An 18,420-nucleotide genomic window follows, 5' to 3' on the forward strand; every position below is an offset into this window, starting at 1 on the left:
CGACGGCGGGCCGGCGCTCGCAAGCTCGCCGGCCCCACCCCACCACCGAATGAGGCATTCATGAGTGTTCAAACCGCCACCCCGCCCGAAGCGAAAGAAATTCAACGTCACGACTTCGACTCGCAGGTCGATGCCAGGTCGTTGGAGGCGCGGCTCAGGACGGCGGTGCGCGGCGAAGTGCGCTTCGACGACGGTTCGCGGGCACTCTACGCCACCGACGGCTCCAATTATCGGCAAGTGCCGATCGGCGTGGTCATTCCCCGCAGCGCGGACGACGTTGTGGCCACGGTGGCGCTGTGCCGCGAATACGGCGCGCCGATCCTCGGCCGCGGCGGCGGCACCAGCCTCACGGGCGGATGCTGCAACGTGGCCGTCGTACTCGACTTCTCCAAGTACATGAACCGCCTGATCGAGCTCAACCCCGCGGGCAAGTTCGCCCGCGTACAGCCGGGCATCGTGCTCGACAGCTTGCGAATGGCCGCCGAAAAGCACGAATTGACGTTCGCGCCCGATCCGTCGACGCACAATCACTGCTGCCTGGGCGGCATGATGGGCAACAACTCCTGCGGCATCCATTCGATTATGGGCGGCCGCACCGTCGACAACATCCAAGAGCTGGACATTCTAACCTACGACGGCCTGCGGATGCGCGTCGGCCCGACCAGCGACGAAGAATACGAGCGGATTGTCGCGGCGGGAGGACGAAAAGCCGACATCTATCGCCGGCTGCGCGATTTACGCGACCGTTACGGCGATCTGATTCGCCAGCGCTATCCAAACATTCCGCGGCGCGTGTCGGGCTACAGCCTTGATGAGTTGCTGCCGGAAAGCGGCTTTAACGTGGCCCGTTCGCTGATCGGCTCGGAGAGCACCTGCGTGCTATTCCTGGAAGCGACCTGCCGGTTGATCCACAGCCCGCCCAAACGCACGCTGGTGGTGGTCGGCTTTCCGGACGTCGCCACGGCCGGCGATCACGTGCCCGAGGTGCTGAAGCATGGCCCGTTGGGCTTGGAAGGGCTCGACGATCATCTGATCAACGACTTGCGGGCGAAATCGCTGGAGATGGATTTGCTGCCGTTGCTGCCCAAAGGCGACGGCTGGCTGCTGGTCGAGTTCGGCGGCGAGACGCAGGAAGAGTCCGACGCCAAAGCGGACGCGCTGGTGCGGCAACTCAGTGGCCGGCCGCACGTCAAAGATTGGAAGATTTACACGGACAAGAAAGAAGAGCGGCTGGTCTGGGAGATCCGCGAGTCGGGGCTGGGGGCCACGGCCCGCATTCCCAACAGGCCCGATAACTGGGAGGGTTGGGAAGATTCCGCCGTACCGCCTGAAAAAGTCGGCGACTATCTGCGCGATCTGAGGAAGCTGCTCGACAAGTATAATTATCAATGCGCCCTCTACGGGCATTTTGGCCAGGGCTGCGTTCACACGCGGATCAATTTCCAGTTCAAGACGGCCGAAGGCGTGGCCATCTACCGGCGCTTCATGTATGAAGCCGCCGACCTGGTGTTGAGTTATGGCGGTTCGCTTTCCGGCGAGCATGGCGACGGTCAGTCGCGAGCCGAGCTGTTGCCCAAGATGTACGGCACCGAACTGATCGAGGCCTTCCGCGAGTTCAAGTCGATCTGGGATCCTGATTGGAAGATGAATCCGGGCAAGAAGGTCGACGCCTACAAGATTAGCGAGAACTTGCGGCTCGGCCCGAACTATCATCCGCTGCAAGTTGAAACCCACTTTACGTTTCCCGACGATCACGGCAGTTTTGCCTATGCCACAGAGCGGTGCGTGAGCGTGGGCACGTGCCGGCGCGAGAAGGGCGGCACCATGTGCCCCAGCTATATGGTGACCAAGGAGGAAAAAGACTCCACGCGCGGCCGGGCGCACCTGCTGTTTGAAATGCTGCAAGGTGAGCCGCTCAAGAAGGTATGGAAAAACGAGGCCGTGCGAGACGCACTCGATCTCTGCCTGGCGTGCAAAGGGTGCAAAGGCGATTGCCCGATGCAGGTCGACATGGCCACCTACAAGGCCGAGTATTTGTCGCACTATTATGAGGGCCGCTTGCGTCCGCGGCACGCCTACGCGATGGGTTGGATTTATTGGTGGAGTCGGCTGGCGTCGCTGGCGCCGCCTTTGGTCAATTTTTTCAGCCAGACGCCCGGACTCAGCACGCTAACCAAGTGGCTCGGCGGTGTGTCGCCCCATCGGCAGATGCCGCCCTTTGCCAATCAGCCGTTCAAGCAATGGTTTTTCCAGCGGCCGCCGCGCAACGTCGGCGCGGAACGGGTCATTCTCTGGCCCGACACATTCAACAACTATTTCCACCCCGAGGTGGCCAAGGCGGCGGTGGAAGTGCTTGAAGACGTGGGCTGGCAGGTGGTCGTGCCCCGCGCGTCGCTCTGTTGCGGCCGCCCCTTGTATGACTATGGGATGCTCGACACCGCCAAACGGATGCTGCGGCAGATCCTCTTGACTTTGCAGGGCGAGATCCAGGCGGGTACGCCGCTCGTCGGCCTCGAACCAAGCTGCGTGGCCGTGTTTCGCGATGAACTGCGCAGCCTGTTCCCTATGGACGAAGACGCCAAGCGCTTGCAGCAGCAAACGTTCACGCTCGCCGAGTTCATCGAAAAATACGCGCCCGATCATCGCTTTCCGCTGTTGCGGCGCAAGGCGATCGTTCACGGCCACTGCCATCATAAGGCCGTGATGAAGTTGAAGGCGGAAGACCACGTGCTCACCAAACTGGGCTTGAACTACGAAGTCCCGCAGACGGGTTGCTGTGGCATGGCGGGGTCGTTCGGCTTTGAGAAGGAACACTACGACATTTCCATGCAAGTCGGCGAGCACGCGCTGTTGCCGGCGGTGCGGGGCGTCGAGAAAGACACGTTGGTCGTGGCCGATGGTTTTAGCTGCAAGCACCAGATCAGCGAAGGCACGGACCGGCGCGCATTGCACCTGGCGCAAGTATTGCAGATGGCGTTGCACGAGTCGCCCGCCGGTCCGCCCGCCGGTTATCCCGAGGCGCGGTATCCCGATGTGCGGCTCGACGGCCCCGAAAAGCGGCAAGCCGTCATCCGTTCGGCCATCGTCGCCGGCGTGGGCGTGTTGGCGGCGGCCGGCGCGCTATACGTAGTCAAAAAGGCGATCGAACGAAGAACTTAGGGTGAAAGGACAATGTTGAGGTCATCCAAACCAGAAGTCGTCGTCATCACCGGGGCTTCGGCCGGTGTGGGTCGGGCAACCGCGCGCGAGTTCGGCCGCCGCGGAGCGCACGTGGGGCTACTGGCCCGCGGACCCGACGCTTTGGAGGCCACGTGCCGCGAGATCGAGCAACTTGGCGGCAAAGCGCTGGGGGCGCCCACCGATGTGGCCTTCGACGACCAGGTGGAAGCCGCCGCCGAACAGGTGGAGCAGTGCTTCGGTCCGATCGACATCTGGATCAATTGCGCGATGACGTCGGTCTTTTCGCCCTTCGAGCAGATGACGCCCGACGAATTCAAACGGGTGATCGATGTCACCTTCATGGGCCAGGTCTACGGAACGATGGCGGCGCTGAAGCGGATGTCGCCGCGCAATCGCGGCACGATCGTGCAAGTCGGTTCGGCCCTGGTGTACCGCAGCATTCCGCTGCAATCGGCTTATTGCGCGGCGAAGGCGGCGGTGCGCGGTTTCACCGATTCACTGCGCACCGAATTGCTGCACCAGAAGAGCCGGGTACACCTGACGATGGTCCAATTGCCGGGCCTCAACACGCCGCAATTCGACTGGTCGAAAAGCCGCATGCCGCACCGTGCGCAACCGGTGCCGCCGATCTATCAACCGGAAGTCGCGGCCGACGCGATTGTATGGGCGGCGCATCACCGGCGGCGTGAAGTATGGGTCGGACGGCCGTCGCTCAAAGCGATCGTCGGGGCCAAAGTTGCGCCTGCCATCGGCGACTGGGTGCTAAGTCGCGAAGGTTATTCCGCCCAGCAGACCCCGGAGCCGGAAGACCCCGATCGGGAATATAACCTCTGGGAGCCGCTTCCTGGAGACCACGGCGCTCACGGCCGCTTCGACCGGCGCGCCACGAGCTTCAGCCCGCAGTGGTGGCTCGACAAGCACCGTGGACTGATCGCGTTGGCCGCCGGTACTGCGGGCGTCACCTGGGCGGTATTCTGCGCGGCGAAGGAACGCCGGCATTTGCCCCCAACAGCGGCGAAGCCGCGGGTTCCCTCTCCCGTCCGGAGAGGGCGAGGGTGAGGGCGCGTGGGACGTCTTGGGAGAACGGAACGTGTCAGGTCAACTCGCGCGAGTTCGTTGTGAGGCGCCGATTACGAGCGTCGAAGCCACCGCCTACGCAATTCCCACCGATCGTCCGGAGTCCGACGGCACGTATCAATGGGACAAAACGGTTCTCGTGCTTGTTGAAGCCCAGGCCGGCGGCGAACGGGGGCTGGGTTACACCTATGCCGATGCCTCGACGGCGACACTGATTCGCGACAAGCTGAACGGTATTGTCGCAGGCATCGACGCCTTTCGCGTGCCCGAAGCGTGGCACGCCATGGTTCACGCGATTCGCAACCTGGGCCGGCCGGGAATCGCAGCGATGGCCATTTCGGCCGTGGACAATGCCCTCTGGGACCTGAAAGCGCGGCTGCTCGGTCTTCCCTTGGTCTTGTTGCTGGGCGCGGCGCGCGACGCCGTTCCGGTTTATGGCAGCGGTGGGTTCACGTCGTACTCCGACGACGAGCTTCGCCGGCAGCTTGCCGGCTGGGTCGAGCTGGGCGTCCGGCAAGTAAAAATGAAGATCGGCCGCGACGCCGCCGCCGACCGCCGCCGCGTCACCGCTGCGCGGCAGGCAATCGGCGACGCGCCGGAACTGTATGTCGACGCCAACGGCGCCTACTCGCGCAAGCAGGCCCTTGCCCAGGCCGAAGCGTTCGTCGACGAGGGCGTGAGCTGGTTCGAAGAGCCGGTCTCGTCCGACGACCTCGAGGGACTGCGCCTCCTGCGCGGCCGTGCGCCGGCCGGTATGGACATTGCCGCAGGCGAATATGGTTACGACCTCGTCTATTTCCAGCGCATGCTTTCGGCGGGCGCCGTCGACGTGCTGCAGATCGACGCCACTCGGGCAGGCGGTATCACGGGCTTCCTCCAAGCCGCCGCGCTGGCGGCGGCGTTCCAGCTCGACGTTTCGGCCCATTGTGCGCCTTTGCTGCACGCCCATCCCTGTTGCGCCCTGTCCAATATTCGGCCCTTGGAGTACTTCCACGACCATGTCCGCATCGAACACTTGCTGTTTGACGGCGCGCTTTCACCGGCCGCCGGGCAGCTTTGTCCCGACCTGACGCGACCGGGAACGGGCGTGGAATTCAAGCATGCCGACGCCAAGAAGTTTGCGATCGGTGGTGTCCGGTAACGAACTAATGGCTCGACGTTTGCTACCGTTCCGAAAAGGAAAAAAACTGGATCACCCCCATGATAGGAGGCAAGATCGGATCTCTGAACCCTCCCGGCATGCTGCTTGCACTATGCAGATTTGCGAACTTGTGTGGAGCCGTTGCCGATTCAGCAAGCAGGAGATGTTTTCATGGCGAAGTACGGTGCCAAAGCGAAGAGCGAAGTGAAAAAGGCGGTCAGCAAGACGAAGAAGGGAACGCAACGCAGCGGCAAAAAAAGCAAGGCCAAAAGCCGCAAACAGGCGATCGCCATCGGCCTCTCGAAAGCCCGGAAAAAAGGCGGCAAAGTCGCGTCCAAGAAGTAGCCGGCGGAAGGAAACAACCGTGAAATCGAAACTGCTTCACCAGGAAGCGAATGAAAAGACATACGTGATTGTTTTCGACACGGGCGAAGAAGTGGCGAGTGGATTGCTCGATTTCGCCAAGCGGCAGCAAATCCACGCCGCCCGATTCACGGCCATCGGCGCGTTGCGCGAGCTGACGCTGGGTTACTTCGATTGGGAAAAAAAGGAATACGAGAAAATCCCGGTGCGAGAGCAGGTGGAAGTGTTGTCGCTGGCGGGTAACATCGTGTCGTCGCAAGACGGCCCCAAGCTGCACGCCCACATTGTCGTCGGCAAGCGCGACGGCACGGCCCACGGCGGACACTTGATCGAAGCCATCGTACGGCCGACGATGGAGGTCATGCTTGTGGAATCGACGCCCACCGTGGTCGAACGGCGGCACGACGAAACCACCGGACTGGCGCTCATCAAGCTCTAGGCATGCCACGGCCCGCTTTCAAACACCATCCGCCGAAGGCCACACGATCATCCTGGTCGACGACGGCTTGGCGACCGGTTCGACCATGCGGGCAGCGGCGGCGGCCGTGCGGCAACAGTCGCCGGCCCGCGTGGTGGTGGCGGCGCCCGTCGCCGCCGCTGAGACGTGCGAAGATCTCAATGGCAACATCGACGAATTCGTGTGTCTCTTGACGCGCATTTATGGCCGTTGGTATGTGGTGCGAAGACTTTTCGCAAACGTCCGACGACGAAGAACGGACCCTATTGGAGGCGTCGGAGCGGCTGCACTCGGTTTCTTCGAGTGGTCAAAAGAAGAGCCGGCCACGGCCGGTCTGCCGCTGGGATGCTTCGGCGCCAGCACGGGCGCCGCCGCCGCGCTGACTGCCGCGGCCCAGCGTCCCGATCGCGTCACCACCGTCGTTTCGCGAGGCGGACGGCCCGACCTGGCGGGCGAGGCGTTGGACCGGGTCCGCGCGGCCGTATTGCTGATCGTGGGAGGAAACGATTTTGGCGTGATCGAATTGAACGAAGCCGCCCAGCGGCGCTTACGTCAAGCCGCCGAAGCCCGGCTGGAAATCGTAGCATCTCTTCGAAGAGCCCGGCGCGCTGGAAGAAGTGGCCCGGCTGGCGGCCGACTGGTTTCAGCGGCACCTGAGACCCATTCTTGTTTGACACGCTTGCCCGCAGGCGGGAAAATGCGGGTGCCGGGCTCTCTTTCCACTTTGGTCGCTCATGACACTCCCTGCTTTTCTCGCGCCGCTGGCGGTTGTGGCCATCATGGCGCCGTCGTTGTTCGCTGTAGACAAAGAACAAGACAAGGCCTTCCGCGCCGTGCAGCGAAGCGCGCTGGCCCAGATGAAAAGCAAGAAAGAGGACGTTCGCTCCGCCGTTTTCGAAAAGCTGAAAGCGTTTCCCACCACCGAATGCGCCAAGCTGCTGGTGCAACAAGGGCTGATCAGTAAATTTGCCGACGTTCGCAAAGAAGCGTACTCCACGCTGGCTTCGTTTCACGACAGCGACGAGGTCTGCGGCTACCTGCTTTCCAGCGTCGAGAAAGAGATGACGCGCGGCACCGCGGGCGAGACGGCGTTCGCCCTGTTTGCGGTGCCCCTGAGCTCCGACGTGGCCGAGATCGAAAAGAAAGCCTTCGACCTGTTCGACAAGACGGCGGGCCAGCGCAAAGGCGGAATGTTGTTCGTGGTTGCGCTGATCGACCAACTCGGCGAGCTGGCTGGCGAGACCGGCGTCGCCGTGCTGGCCAAGATTTCCGAGCGGCCGCTGTTCGAAAAGCAGTTCGGCGTGCGGCGAGCGGTGGTGCAGGCGCTGGCCAAGATCGAAGAGAAGTCGGCCGTCGAAGCTCTGGTGGCGATTCTCGGCAAGGTACCGGGAGAAGTCCGCGGAGACATCGTTCAGCACCTGACGGCCATCAGCGGCGAGCAGTTCGGACTCGATCCGCCGGCCTGGAAAAAATGGTGGAAGGCGAACAAGGACAATTTCGAGTTTCCCGCCGGTGCGGCGCGCGTCGTCAATCGTGCCGAAGCCGTTCAGTCGAGGTCGATGTATTACGGCCTGCCGATCTATGCCGCCCGGCTGGTGTTTGTGATCGACACGTCCAAGAGCATGCGCGGCCTGCGGATTCAGGCCGCCAAACGCGAGCTGGCCAGCGCCATCAACACCTTGCCCGAAGGCGTCTACTTCGACGTGTTGGCCTTCGACCGCACCGTAAAACCTTGGCAGCCCGAGCTGGCCATCGCCTCGGCCGAAAACAAGAAAAAAGCGACGTATTGGGTGGGCGCCATCGCAGATACTCACCTGGGCGGGGGCACGGCTTCCTACGACGCTTTGGAGGCGGCTCTCGATTGCGACACCGAGTCGATCTATTTTCTTACCGACGGGGCGCCGGTGGGCGGCAAGGTGGTCGTTCCGGCCGAAATCGTGGAGGTCGTTTCGCGTTTGAATTTTACCCGCCGCATCACCATCAACGCGCTGGGCATCGGCGTGGGTCCGCAGTTCGTGACCAACCCCTTCTATGTGTTTCTTTCGACCCTGGCCGAGCGGAATTACGGCGAGTACAAGAGCGTCGATCATTAGTGCCGCTGCCGCCGGATGGGAACGAGCCGCAGCGTGGCCAGCACGACGACGGCAAAGAGAAGGTAGACGGTCGTAAAAACCCAGGGCGGAAGTTCGAAAAACAACACCGCATGGACCGCGCGGCCGACGAACGTTCCCTCGGAAGGAGCCTCGCCGGCCAACCGCCGAAGCTCGTTCTCCCAGAGCGTGAGCGGGCAAACGATGCCCGCCGCGGCCTCGCAGGCCACGATCGTAATCGCTGCCAGGTGCGTCCAGCGAAACCAGCGGTTTCGCACCCACGACCATCGCCGCCAGGCGCCCACCAGGATGGCAAACTGGCCGAGCACGATGAAGCCCATATAGAGCAGGTGAATTACGACCACGGCGTCAGCCAAGAGCGAATACCACATCGTGTTGTCGGGAATGGTTTCGCTACTCCCGAGATCCTTCCAGCACCTCGCGCCAGTAAGCCGGCATGGTTTCCCACGCCGATTGATAGGTCGCTTCGAGCGGCACAGGCACATAAACGTCGGGTGACAGAAAGAGCGGCATGTCGGCCAACTTGCCGCCGACGGCGACCGGCTCGACGAACGACTCCGGATACGTGCCGGCTGCGTAAGCCGCTAAGGCGAGGCGTTTGTCTGGCGGCAGTACAAATTCGTTGTCCAGAAACTCGTCCCAGATCGCCTTGTGAATCCCTTCCGGATCGCCTGGGCTGGGCGGAAACAGGTCGACCACGAGCATGTGAACCCCCGCACGCAGTATTTCAACGGCTTTCTCGACGAACTGCTCCAATTCGCGGCGGCTGCCTTTGTTGCCGGGCGAGACGACCTCCAACACGGCCACCACCCGGTGTCCGCTCACGTGCCGGACAACGATCACACTGGCTTTGGCCGCGTACAAATCGACCTCGGCCTTTTGCCGGAACTGCACCTGATGAGGTGCCTCGGCCAGCATAACGCCGCCTGTCGGCTCGGGTTTGGACGGCTCCTCGCCGGCCGGTCCTTGCAGCGTAAGCACGTCGGGCCAACGACCCCCGGCGACTTGCTCGACCAATGCGTAATAGTCTGGGGGCAGCCGGCCGTGGTTCAACGCGCGTTTTATCTCGGGCATCCACGTCTGATGGAAATCGTGGAAAATGCCCGCGTCAACGCGGGTCCAGTCGTGAATCGGCATGGTTGGCCTCGGCCTATGATTTTATCATCCGTGTAAGAAACGGGCGCGGCGGTGGTAGTCCTTATTATAGCGAGCCAAAAACTCCACCATGAGGAGAGTGCCGCTCGCCAAGGCGAGTGGGAGGCGAAAGCCGCCCAGTAAGGCGTAGGGTGGGACCAGCGAGCTTGCGAGCGCCGGCCCACCGATAGCGGCGTCGTTTGCGGTGGGCCGGCGCTCGCAAGCTCGCTGGTCCCACCCTACTTTCAATTCCGAAGATCGCAGACACAACCCACCCAAAGCCCATGTCAACCCACCTTCGCGTCCCATCACCCGACAGTGCCCCTCGTCCAGAATGCCGCCAAGGCGTATTATGGGGACTGATTCGGTCGAGGCGGGCCGCGGTCAACCGACCGCCGGCAAATCACACGTTCAGGTGGAAGCATGTCCGTGGACAACTCCCCGCTAACCCGCGCCAGCTTGCTGGTGCAGCTTCGCGACGGCTCGAACCACCGCGCCTGGCAAGAGTTCCTCGATCTCTACGGGCCGATGATCTACAGCTTCGCGCGCAGCCGCGGCCTGCAAGACGCCGACGCCGCCGACCTGATGCAAGAGGTGATGCGGTCCGTGATGAACGCCATCGGCCGCTTCGACTACGACCGGCAGCAGGGAACGTTTCGCGGCTGGCTGTTCACGATCACCCGCAACAAGGTCTTCAATTTTCTCTCCGCCCGACGCATCCGGCCGCAAGCGTCGGGCGACACGGCCACCAAGCGCCTGCTCGACAACCAGGCCGACCCGAACGACGACACCGATCAGTGGGAGTTGGAATATCAGCGGCGGCTGGCGGCGAGGGCGATGGACCGCGTCAAAGGCGAGTTTCAGGAAAAAACCTGGCAGGCGTTCTGGCTGACGGCGGTCGATGGCGTGGCCGCGGGCGAGGCCGCGAAACAAGTGGGGATTTCGCCCGGGGCGGTCTACGTCGCCAAGAGCCGCGTGCTCGCCCGGCTGAAGGAAGAGGTTGAGGCGATCGAAAGGCAGGAAGAGGCTTGATATGAGTACCGCGACGACATGTCCTGAACCCGACGAGCTGCGGCAGCTTCTCGACGGCACACTGGCCGAGCAACGACTGCACGAATGCACCGAGCATCTCGGCGCGTGCGAATGCTGTCAGGCGAAACTGGAGGATCTGGCTACCGAAGGGACGCGGCTGTCGCAAATCTGCAAGCGGCTTCAGCAGGCCGAGCCGGAGGCGACCTCGGCTTACTGGCCGGCCCTGAAGGCGCTGGGCGCCGCGTCGCCGGCCGTGGCCACGCCGCGCCCAGCGGTCCGCAGTCGCGAGCTGTCGCTCGACTTTCTGGCTCCCGCCGGCGACGCCGTCTATCTCGGCCGGCTGGGGCAGTTCGACGTGATGCGCGTCGTCGGCCGCGGGGGCATGGGCGTGGTGCTCGAAGCCTTCGACTCGCGGCTGCACCGCAACGTGGCCGTCAAAGTGCTCGATCCGGAGTTGGCCGGCGACGACATTGCCCGGCAGCGGTTCTGCCGCGAGGCCCGCGCGGCCGCGTCGATCACGCACGAGAACGTGGTGGCGGTCCACCAGGTCGAAAAGTCGGGCGAGGGCGGCCTGCCCTACATGGTCATGCAGCTCGTCAGCGGCGAATCGCTGGAAGGCCGCCTGCAGCGACAGTCGCCGTTGCCGATCGGCGAGGTCGTGCGGATCGGCATGCAGGCCGCGCACGGCCTGGAGGCGGCCCATGCGCAGGGGCTGATTCATCGCGACATCAAGCCGGGCAACATCTTGTTGGAATCGCCGCACGACCGCGTGAAGCTCACCGACTTCGGCCTGGCGCGGGCCACGCACGACGTCAAGCTGACCCAGTCGGGGTTTGTTTCCGGCACGCCCCTGTACATGTCGCCCGAACAGGTGATGGGGCAGGAGGCCGATCCGCGCTCCGACCTGTTCAGCCTGGGTGCGGTGCTGTACGAAATGTGCGCGGGCCGGCCGCCCTTCGCGGGCGATTCGGCGCTGCTGGTGCTGCGGCAGGTGGTGGAAGAGAAGCACCGCCCCTTGCAAGAGCTGAACCCCGCCGTACCAGGCTGGCTTTCGCACACGATCGATCGTTTGCTGGCCAAGAAGCCGGCCGACCGCATTCAGACCGCCGCGCACCTGGCGGAGCTGTTCGACTACGAGTGGGCGCTGATGAAGACCTCGTCGGAAGACGTGCCGACGGTCTGCCGCGAGGCCGCCAAGAAGCGCGCGACGCGCACGCGCTGGCTGGCCGGCGGCGTCGGCGCGGCCTTTCTCGCACTGGGGCTGTTGGGCGGCAAGTTCCTGGCGAAGAATCCCTCGTTGCCCGCCGCGGCCGTCTCGTCGGCCGAGCCGGTCCACGTGCTCAGCGCCAATCGCGGCACGGTCTGGTCGGTGGCGTTCGATCCGGCAAGCTCGTCGGTGGCCATGGCCGTCGAAGACGGACGGGTGCGGCTTTGGGATTTGCAAAGCGAGAGCGTCAAGGCGACGTTCGACGCGCACCGCGACCTGGTGTGGGCGACGCAATTCTCGCGCGGCGGCGAATGGTTCGCCACCGCCGGCGATGACGGCCTGGTCAAGCTCTGGAATCCGTCGCAGACCAATCCGATCCAGACGTTCGAGCACGCCAACGCGGTCCGCGGGCTGGCACTGGCGCACGACGACGGCCGTTTGTTTTCCGGCGACCGTCAAGGCGGGCTGCGCGCCTGGGCGATCGAGATCGGTAGCCCTGGCCCTCTCTCGGAGCGAGAGGCGACGTCGCAGCCCGTGCTCGAAGCACAGCAGCCCGGTGGCATCTATGCGGTTGCCATTTCGCCCGACGACGAAACCTTGGCCACGGCCGGCAGCGACAAAGCCATACGGCTTTGGAACGCGAAAACGCTGACGCAGAAGCTGCCTCTGGAAGGGCACACCGGGCCGGTCAACGGACTGTCGTTCAACCCCGACGGGCGGCGTTTGGCGTCGGCCGGCTGGGACAAGACCGTGCGCATCTGGGAGACCGGCAGCGGACAGCTCGTCAAATCATGGTCGGGGCACGACGGCGACATCTGGGCGGTCGTCTACTCGCCCGACGGCTCGAAGCTGGCGACCGGCGGGCACGACGGCGCGGTGAAGTTGTGGAACGCCGAGAGCGGCGAGCTGCTGGCGACCTATCTCGGCCACAAGCTGGCCATTCACACGCTGGCCTTCAATCGCGACGGCACGCTGCTCGCCTCCGGCGGCCGCGACGGCGCGGTGAGGATCTGGAGAGTCAAGTAGGCCGCCTGCGCTCTGCCCCAGCCACCGGCAGCACTACTTGGCGTCGTCTGCGGATTGCTCGCTTTCCTTTGCCGGCACGGGCTCGCTCGGCGCCGCGTGCTCGGCGCTGCCGTGCGCGCCTTCATGATGGACCGCTTCCAGCGAGGCGCCTTTCATCAGCTTCACGTCGGATTCACGGCCGATGTGCTCCTTGCGCTCCTCCGAATAGCGGCCGTGATAGCCGAACAGGCCGTTCATGCGGGCCCCGATGTCGGGCACCAGCGCCAGGCAGAGAAACACCGACATGATCGACGCCGGGATCGTCAACACGTATTTCCAGTTGGCCTCGTACTTCACGTGCATGAAGAACAAGATCACCAGCATCGCCTTGGTGCAGGAGACGGCGGTCATGAACATCCTGCCGACCGCCGGGGTATCGTGCCAGGGCCAGTAGCGGGAGTACGTGAAGAACGACATCGTCGTCAGCACGCACAGCGCGAGAAAGACGTAGATGTATTTGGCGATCCCGCCGTGATCGTCGTGCCCGGCGTGGTCGTGGTGCGTGGCTGCGTGTGACATAAGTTCAAAACAGGTACAACAGGGGAAACAAGAAAATCCAGACGAGATCGACAAAGTGCCAATAGAGGCCGATGTTTTCGATCGCCCCGGCCCAGGCGGCGTCGAGCAGCTTCGTGGCCAGAATGCCGAACACGATCAGCCCGATCAGCACGTGCAGGGCGTGAAAGCCGGTGAGCAGAAAGTAGGTGCTGGCCCACATGTTGCCGCCGGGAATCACCACCGGCATCTTCAGCCAGGAATGCTCTTCGTTCATGCCGCCGGCGTGCGGCGCGCTTTCGTCGACCGGCATCGGCATGATTTCGGCCGCCACCAAGGCCAGCTTGTGCTCGTCGGCCGAAATGGTCTCGTTTTGCAATCGTTCCAGCAAGGCGATGTCTTCGCTGTGCTTGGCCGCCTCGTCCGGGTCGGCCTTGATCTCGGTCAAGAGCGCGGTGGCGCGTGCCCGTACCGCCGAGCCGAAATAAATATCGGGCTTCTCATAGACGCGGCTGCGGGGATACCACGGGTAGATGCCGTGGGCGAACTTGGCGTTGTATTCGTACATCTTCACGCCCAAAAAGACGCCGCCTAATGCCAGCGTGACGACGATCCAAAACTTGGCGTTGGCGGCGTTGTTCGTTTTGGCCGCTTCCAGGGCCAACACCACGCTGACGCTGGAGCAGATCAACACGAAGGTGTTGAACGCGCCGATCGGCTCGCTGAGGTGGACTTCGTGCGTGGCCGGCCACACCGGCGCCCCGAAGCGGATGACGATGTACACGCCGATCAAGGCGGCGAAAAACATGATCTCGGTCGAGAGAAACAGCCACATGAAGAGCTTGCCATTGGAGATCGGCAGGCCCGGATGGTATTCGAGCTTGGGCGGATGACCGTAATGTCCGCCGGCGTGGAGGTCGTGCGTGGGGGCCGCGATTGCCATTGAATTGTCAGTTGTCCGTGGTCAGTAGCGAAAAGGTCCGGCGGTCAGCCACAGGAGCAGCGCCGGCAGGTAAATCAACGATGCCCGCAATAAGGCCCGCGCCGTCTGCTCGTTCATCCACAGCAGAAACGCCGCGGCGCAAGCAAGCTGCCCTAGGCTGAGCAGCAAGGCCCACACAAAATACGTCGGACCGGCGAAGCTGATCAAGGCCGGCAGCAGGCTGACGGGCACCAGGGCCAGGGCCGCCAGCACGGCCTGGGCGCCTGCCCGCAGGCCGCTGGGATCGACGACCGTCAACATCTTCAGTCCGGCGGCCGAGTATTGCCGGCGGTAAAGCCAGGCGATGGCCATGAAGTGCGGGAACTGCCAGAGAAAGACGATCGCGAACAGTGTGGCCGCGGTCAGGTTCAGCCGACCGCCGACCGCGGTCCAACCCATCAACACCGGCATGGCCCCGGCGACCGCGCCCACGGCGGTGTTGCTCGGCGAGCGCGACTTGAGCGGCGTATAGACGCCGACATAAAGGAACCAAGTCAAGGCGCCCAGCGCCGCGGTGAGCACGTTGACCAGGAGTGCCAGATAGGCCGCCCCGGCCAGGCTGGCGAGGGTGCCCAGCAGCAACACCTCGCGGCCGCTCAACCGCGCGGCCGGCAAAGGCCGGTCGGCGGTGCGCTCCATCAAGGCGTCGCTATGCCGCTCCAGCCACTGGTTCCAAGCGCTGGCTCCCGCGGCCACCAGCACGGTGCCCATTACGGCGTGAGCGAGCAGCCACAGGTCGGGCACGCCGGCGCTGGCCACCACGGCGGCCACCGCCACCGTCACCAGTTCCATCAGCACGATCTTGGGCTTGGTCAACTCGATGTAGTCGGCCGCGCGCTGCCAGCCTACGGCACGTGCGGGAAGATACGAAGCAGTCGAAATGCTCATGCCATCGCCCCCGTTGGTGGCTGGGGCAGAGGCTGGCCACGTAGCGGTCGAGAATGCTCAAAAACGCCGCGGCCAGCCGATGCCCCAGTCGCGTCACCACCGGGGCATCGCTGGCCGGCAGCGTCTGTTGGCAATTGCGAGTCGATTCCGGCCAGCTCTGCCCCAGCCACCGCGAATGTGTCGTTGCCGACCGCGTGCAGTATAGTTGACGCTTCCCGCCAGGCTCGCAGGGCCAGCACCACCGAGACAGCCAGAATGAGCGACCCCGTCGCCACGTGCCCGGTGGTCACGGCGGCCTGCAAAAAACTCTCGCGGCGGACGACGTAATTGGCAGCCCACGGATAATCAGCCAGCCAAGCCGGCCAGCCGTAGTTGACCACCCACGCGCCGCAGCCGAGCGCGAGTTGCACACCCACGAGACCCAGCAGCAGTTCTGCCGGCCGCCGCAGCCAGGCGTTGCCGGCCGCTTCGCGCCAGGTTCGCAGCCGGAGCATCACCACGTGTCCGACGACGGCCGCCGCGACGAGCAGGTGAAACCAAACGGCGATGCGAAACAGGCCGGCATCGGCCGTTACCTGCACATGCCGCAATTGCGAGCCAAGCAGGAGTTGCACGTAGACCAGCGCCGCCGTGGTCGTGGCGAGATTTTGGATTTTGGATTTTGGATTTTGGATTGCAACAAAGCCTTCCCCTCTTCCAAGCCATCGTCTTGACGTTAGCGTTGCCAGAGCGGCGGTCAACGCGAAAAACGCCGGGCCTACGCAACCGTGTATCTGAGCCAGCAGTCGCTCGTCGAGCACTACACGCAGCCCGCCGAGCACGCCCTGCAAGATCACCCCGCCGACGGCGATCGAGGCCATCCAACGCATCCAACGGCGAGCGTCTTTCTTCCAGATGGCCCCGGCCAAAGCGATGGTAAGCAGACCGACCGTGGCCGCGAGCAGCCGGTGGCCGTGCTCGATGAATCGATCCCAGGGGCCGAAAAGCCACGTCTGCCAGGGATAGAGAAAGAGGTTGTAACCATAGGTCGTGGGCCAGTCGGGCACGGCCATGCCGGCGTCGTAGGTGGTGACCAGTCCGCCGACCCAGATCAGTGGGAACGTCGCGCAGGCCAACAGCACCGCAAGTCGATGCGGCCACAGGCTCGGCGTTGGGCTGGCGGTCTGGGTCATTTTTCAGTGTGCTGAACGGAACAATCTGTAGGGTGGGACCAGCGAGCTTGCGAGCGCTGGCCCACCATCGTAAGGCGACAGGCATCAGGCGTCAGGCGTCAGGTTGTTTGTCCTGACGCCTGATGCCTGAAACCAGACTCCTTAATCGGTGGGCCGGCGCTCGCAAGCTCGCTGGTCCCACCCTACACTCAATGCTGCGCCGGCGGCGGCACGTAGCCTTCGGGCGGCGGTTGGGTCTGGGGATAATCATCGGTCTCGACTTCCGGCGAGCCGTATTCATAGGGCCCGCGGTAAACAATCGGCTGCATGTCGAAGTTGCCGTGGCCGGGCGGGCTGGGAGCAAACCATTCCAGCGAGTTGGCGTGCCACGGGTTTCGGCCGCACTTGGGGCCGAAGAAAATGCTGTAGATGAAGTTCGCCGCAAAGATGATCTGCGCCGCTCCCATGCCGAAGGCGCACATGCTGATGAATTGGTTCATCCCTTGCAGGTGGGCGAACGTCTCGTAGTGATAAGGATCGGCCAGGCGCCGCGGAAAACCGCCGGCGCCCAGAATGTGCATCAGGTAGAACGTGCCGTTGAAGAAGATGAACGACAGGAAGAAGTGAATCTTGCCCCAGAACTCGTTCATCATCCGGCCGAACATCTTGGGAAACCAGAAGTAAATGCCGCCGAACACGCCGAACGCCGTGCCGCCGAACAGCACGTAGTGAATGTGGGCCACGATGAAATAGGTGTCGTGGATGAACACGTCGACCGGCGTGGCGGCCATGAAAATGCCCGACAGCCCGCCGATGATGAACATCGACACGAACGACAACGCGAACAGCATGGCCGTGGTGAATTGCAGCTTGCCGCCCCAGATGGTGCCCAGCCAGTTGAAAACCTTGATGGCGCTGGGCAGGGCGATCATCATCGTCGAAACCATGAAGGTCATGCCCAGGGCGGGATTCATGCCCGACATGAACATGTGGTGCCCCCAAACGATGAAGCCCAGTCCCGCGATGCCGGCGATGGAGTAGATCATCGGCTTGTAGCCGAACAGCGGCTTGCGCGAGAAGCAACTGATGATGTCGGAGACCATGCCCATCGCCGGCAGGATCATGATGTAGACGGCCGGGTGCGAGTAGAACCAGAAGAGGTGTTGCCAGAGCAGCGGCTGGCCGCCGCCCGCTCCGGCCGACACGTTGTTCACGATCAGCCCTTCCGGCACGAAAAAGCCGGTGTGCAGCAGGCGGTCGAGCACCTGCATGAACAAGGCGGCGGTGAGCACCGGCAGGGCGAACGCCTGCAAAATGGCCGTGATGAACATGGCCCAGATCGTCATCGGCAGGCGGAACATCGTCATGCCGGGCGCCCGCATCTGGATGATGGTGGTCATGTAGTTGACCGAACCCATCATCGACGAGATGCCGACGAAGATCAGCCCGATCAGCCAATAGGTTTGCCCGTTCAGGCTGCCGGGCGAGGCGGAATCGACCGCCGACAAGGGCGGGTAGCCGGTCCAGCCGGAGTTCGAGGCCCCGCCGGGCACGAAAAAGCTGGCAATCATGCAGACGAACGCCGGCCACATGAACCAATAGCTGAGCATGTTCAGCGTGGGAAAGGCCATGTCGTCGGCGCCGATCATGAGCGGAATCAGAAAGTTGCCGAACGCGCCGGCCAGGATCGGGATGATCACGAAAAAGATCATCACCGAGGCGTGCATGGTGAAGAGCATGGTGTAGAACTCGGGCGAGATTTGCCCGCCTTCGCCCGCGAACAGCCGCGCTCCGACGATCGGCATTTCGGTCCAGGGCCAGGCCAACTGCCAGCGCACGGCGAGTGCCAGCAGCCCACCCACCACAAACCAGAGCAGGGTGGAAAACAGGAATTGCAGGCCGATCACCTTGTGATCGAGCGAAAAGACATAGGTCCGCAGAAAGCCGGCCGAGTGTTCGTGGCCGGGCGCGTGGGCCGCATCGTGGGCATGCGCGCCGAAGGTAGTCGAGCTCATATCAATCAATCCTCGCCTTTTTTTGTTGGCGTTGGGCGTAGGGTGGGACCAGCGAGCTTGCGAGTGCCGGCCCACCGTAATCGACGTCACTATCGGTGGGCCAGCGCTCGCAAGCTCGCTGG

The 18,420-nt window shown here is 63.5% G+C and carries 16 protein-coding genes; 8 read left to right on the plus strand and 8 right to left on the minus strand.

The genetic code is table 11. The annotated features are described in order from the left end of the window. The first annotated feature begins 60 nt into the window (after positions 1-60). The 5 genes from VNH11_30715 to VNH11_30735 all read left to right on the plus strand — a co-directional run bounded on the left by VNH11_30715 (position 61) and on the right by VNH11_30735 (position 6,200). Complete coding sequence (locus tag VNH11_30715; protein ID HVA50757.1) at positions 61-3,159, plus strand: FAD-linked oxidase C-terminal domain-containing protein; 3,099 nt, start codon at positions 61-63, stop codon at positions 3,157-3,159. Between the two features lie 12 nt (positions 3,160-3,171). After that, complete coding sequence (locus tag VNH11_30720) at positions 3,172-4,239, plus strand: SDR family oxidoreductase (GenBank protein HVA50758.1); 1,068 nt, start codon at positions 3,172-3,174, stop codon at positions 4,237-4,239. 31 nt (positions 4,240-4,270) lie between these two features. After that, positions 4,271-5,398 carry an enolase C-terminal domain-like protein gene (locus VNH11_30725; protein ID HVA50759.1) on the plus strand — a complete coding sequence of 376 codons (1,128 nt, stop codon included), beginning with the start codon at positions 4,271-4,273 and terminating at the stop codon, positions 5,396-5,398. Positions 5,399-5,569: 171 nt separating this feature from the next. Beyond that, the gene (locus VNH11_30730) at positions 5,570-5,743 is read left to right on the plus strand and encodes a DUF6496 domain-containing protein (GenBank protein HVA50760.1); all 174 of its coding nucleotides are present in this window, start codon (positions 5,570-5,572) and stop codon (positions 5,741-5,743) included. A 19-nt stretch (positions 5,744-5,762) separates the two neighbouring features. Continuing rightward, complete coding sequence (locus VNH11_30735) at positions 5,763-6,200, plus strand: PPC domain-containing DNA-binding protein (GenBank protein HVA50761.1); 438 nt, start codon at positions 5,763-5,765, stop codon at positions 6,198-6,200. A gap of 18 nt (positions 6,201-6,218) precedes the next feature. Here the strand turns inward: VNH11_30735 and VNH11_30740 are convergent, their stop codons facing one another. Next, positions 6,219-6,389 (minus strand): hypothetical protein, encoded by a 171-nt coding sequence (locus tag VNH11_30740; GenBank protein HVA50762.1) that lies wholly within the window; start codon positions 6,387-6,389, stop codon positions 6,219-6,221. A gap of 563 nt (positions 6,390-6,952) precedes the next feature. Between VNH11_30740 and VNH11_30745 the strand changes: the two genes are divergently transcribed. Further along, positions 6,953-8,311 (plus strand): VWA domain-containing protein, encoded by a 1,359-nt coding sequence (locus VNH11_30745; GenBank protein ID HVA50763.1) that lies wholly within the window; start codon positions 6,953-6,955, stop codon positions 8,309-8,311. Here VNH11_30745 and VNH11_30750 read toward each other — a convergent pair. After that, complete coding sequence (locus VNH11_30750) at positions 8,308-8,700, minus strand: DUF2784 domain-containing protein (protein HVA50764.1); 393 nt, start codon at positions 8,698-8,700, stop codon at positions 8,308-8,310. The genes VNH11_30745 and VNH11_30750 overlap by 4 nt on opposite strands. Before the next feature lie 22 nt (positions 8,701-8,722). After that, entirely contained in the window at positions 8,723-9,466 is a 744-nt protein-coding gene (locus VNH11_30755; protein ID HVA50765.1) for a DUF4058 family protein, read from the minus strand. 420 nt (positions 9,467-9,886) lie between these two features. Between VNH11_30755 and VNH11_30760 the strand changes: the two genes are divergently transcribed. Continuing rightward, the gene (locus VNH11_30760) at positions 9,887-10,495 is read left to right on the plus strand and encodes a sigma-70 family RNA polymerase sigma factor (GenBank protein HVA50766.1); all 609 of its coding nucleotides are present in this window, start codon (positions 9,887-9,889) and stop codon (positions 10,493-10,495) included. A 1-nt stretch (position 10,496) separates the two neighbouring features. Then, entirely contained in the window at positions 10,497-12,728 is a 2,232-nt protein-coding gene (locus VNH11_30765; protein ID HVA50767.1) for a serine/threonine-protein kinase, read from the plus strand. 33 nt (positions 12,729-12,761) lie between these two features. Here VNH11_30765 and VNH11_30770 read toward each other — a convergent pair whose 3' ends face one another. The 5 genes from VNH11_30770 to VNH11_30790 form a co-directional block, all read right to left on the minus strand. Next, a complete protein-coding gene (locus tag VNH11_30770) occupies positions 12,762-13,286 on the minus strand; it encodes a cytochrome C oxidase subunit IV family protein (protein HVA50768.1) in 525 nt (174 codons plus the stop codon). A gap of 4 nt (positions 13,287-13,290) precedes the next feature. Next, positions 13,291-14,205: a heme-copper oxidase subunit III gene (locus VNH11_30775; protein ID HVA50769.1), complete on the minus strand. Its 915-nt coding sequence runs from the start codon at positions 14,203-14,205 to the stop codon at positions 13,291-13,293. A gap of 21 nt (positions 14,206-14,226) precedes the next feature. After that, entirely contained in the window at positions 14,227-15,132 is a 906-nt protein-coding gene (gene cyoE, locus VNH11_30780) for a heme o synthase (protein ID HVA50770.1), read from the minus strand. Continuing rightward, on the minus strand, positions 15,129-16,304 hold the full coding sequence (locus VNH11_30785; GenBank protein ID HVA50771.1) for a COX15/CtaA family protein: 1,176 nt from the start codon (positions 16,302-16,304) through the stop codon (positions 15,129-15,131). Before VNH11_30785 ends, cyoE begins: the two co-directional genes overlap by 4 nt. A 188-nt stretch (positions 16,305-16,492) precedes the next feature. After that, positions 16,493-18,298 carry a cbb3-type cytochrome c oxidase subunit I gene (locus VNH11_30790; protein HVA50772.1) on the minus strand — a complete coding sequence of 602 codons (1,806 nt, stop codon included), beginning with the start codon at positions 18,296-18,298 and terminating at the stop codon, positions 16,493-16,495. Positions 18,299-18,420: the final 122 nt, after the last annotated feature.

The sequence above is a fragment of the Pirellulales bacterium genome (assembly GCA_035533075.1).
In the GTDB taxonomy this organism is placed as follows: domain Bacteria; phylum Planctomycetota; class Planctomycetia; order Pirellulales; family JAICIG01; genus DASSFG01.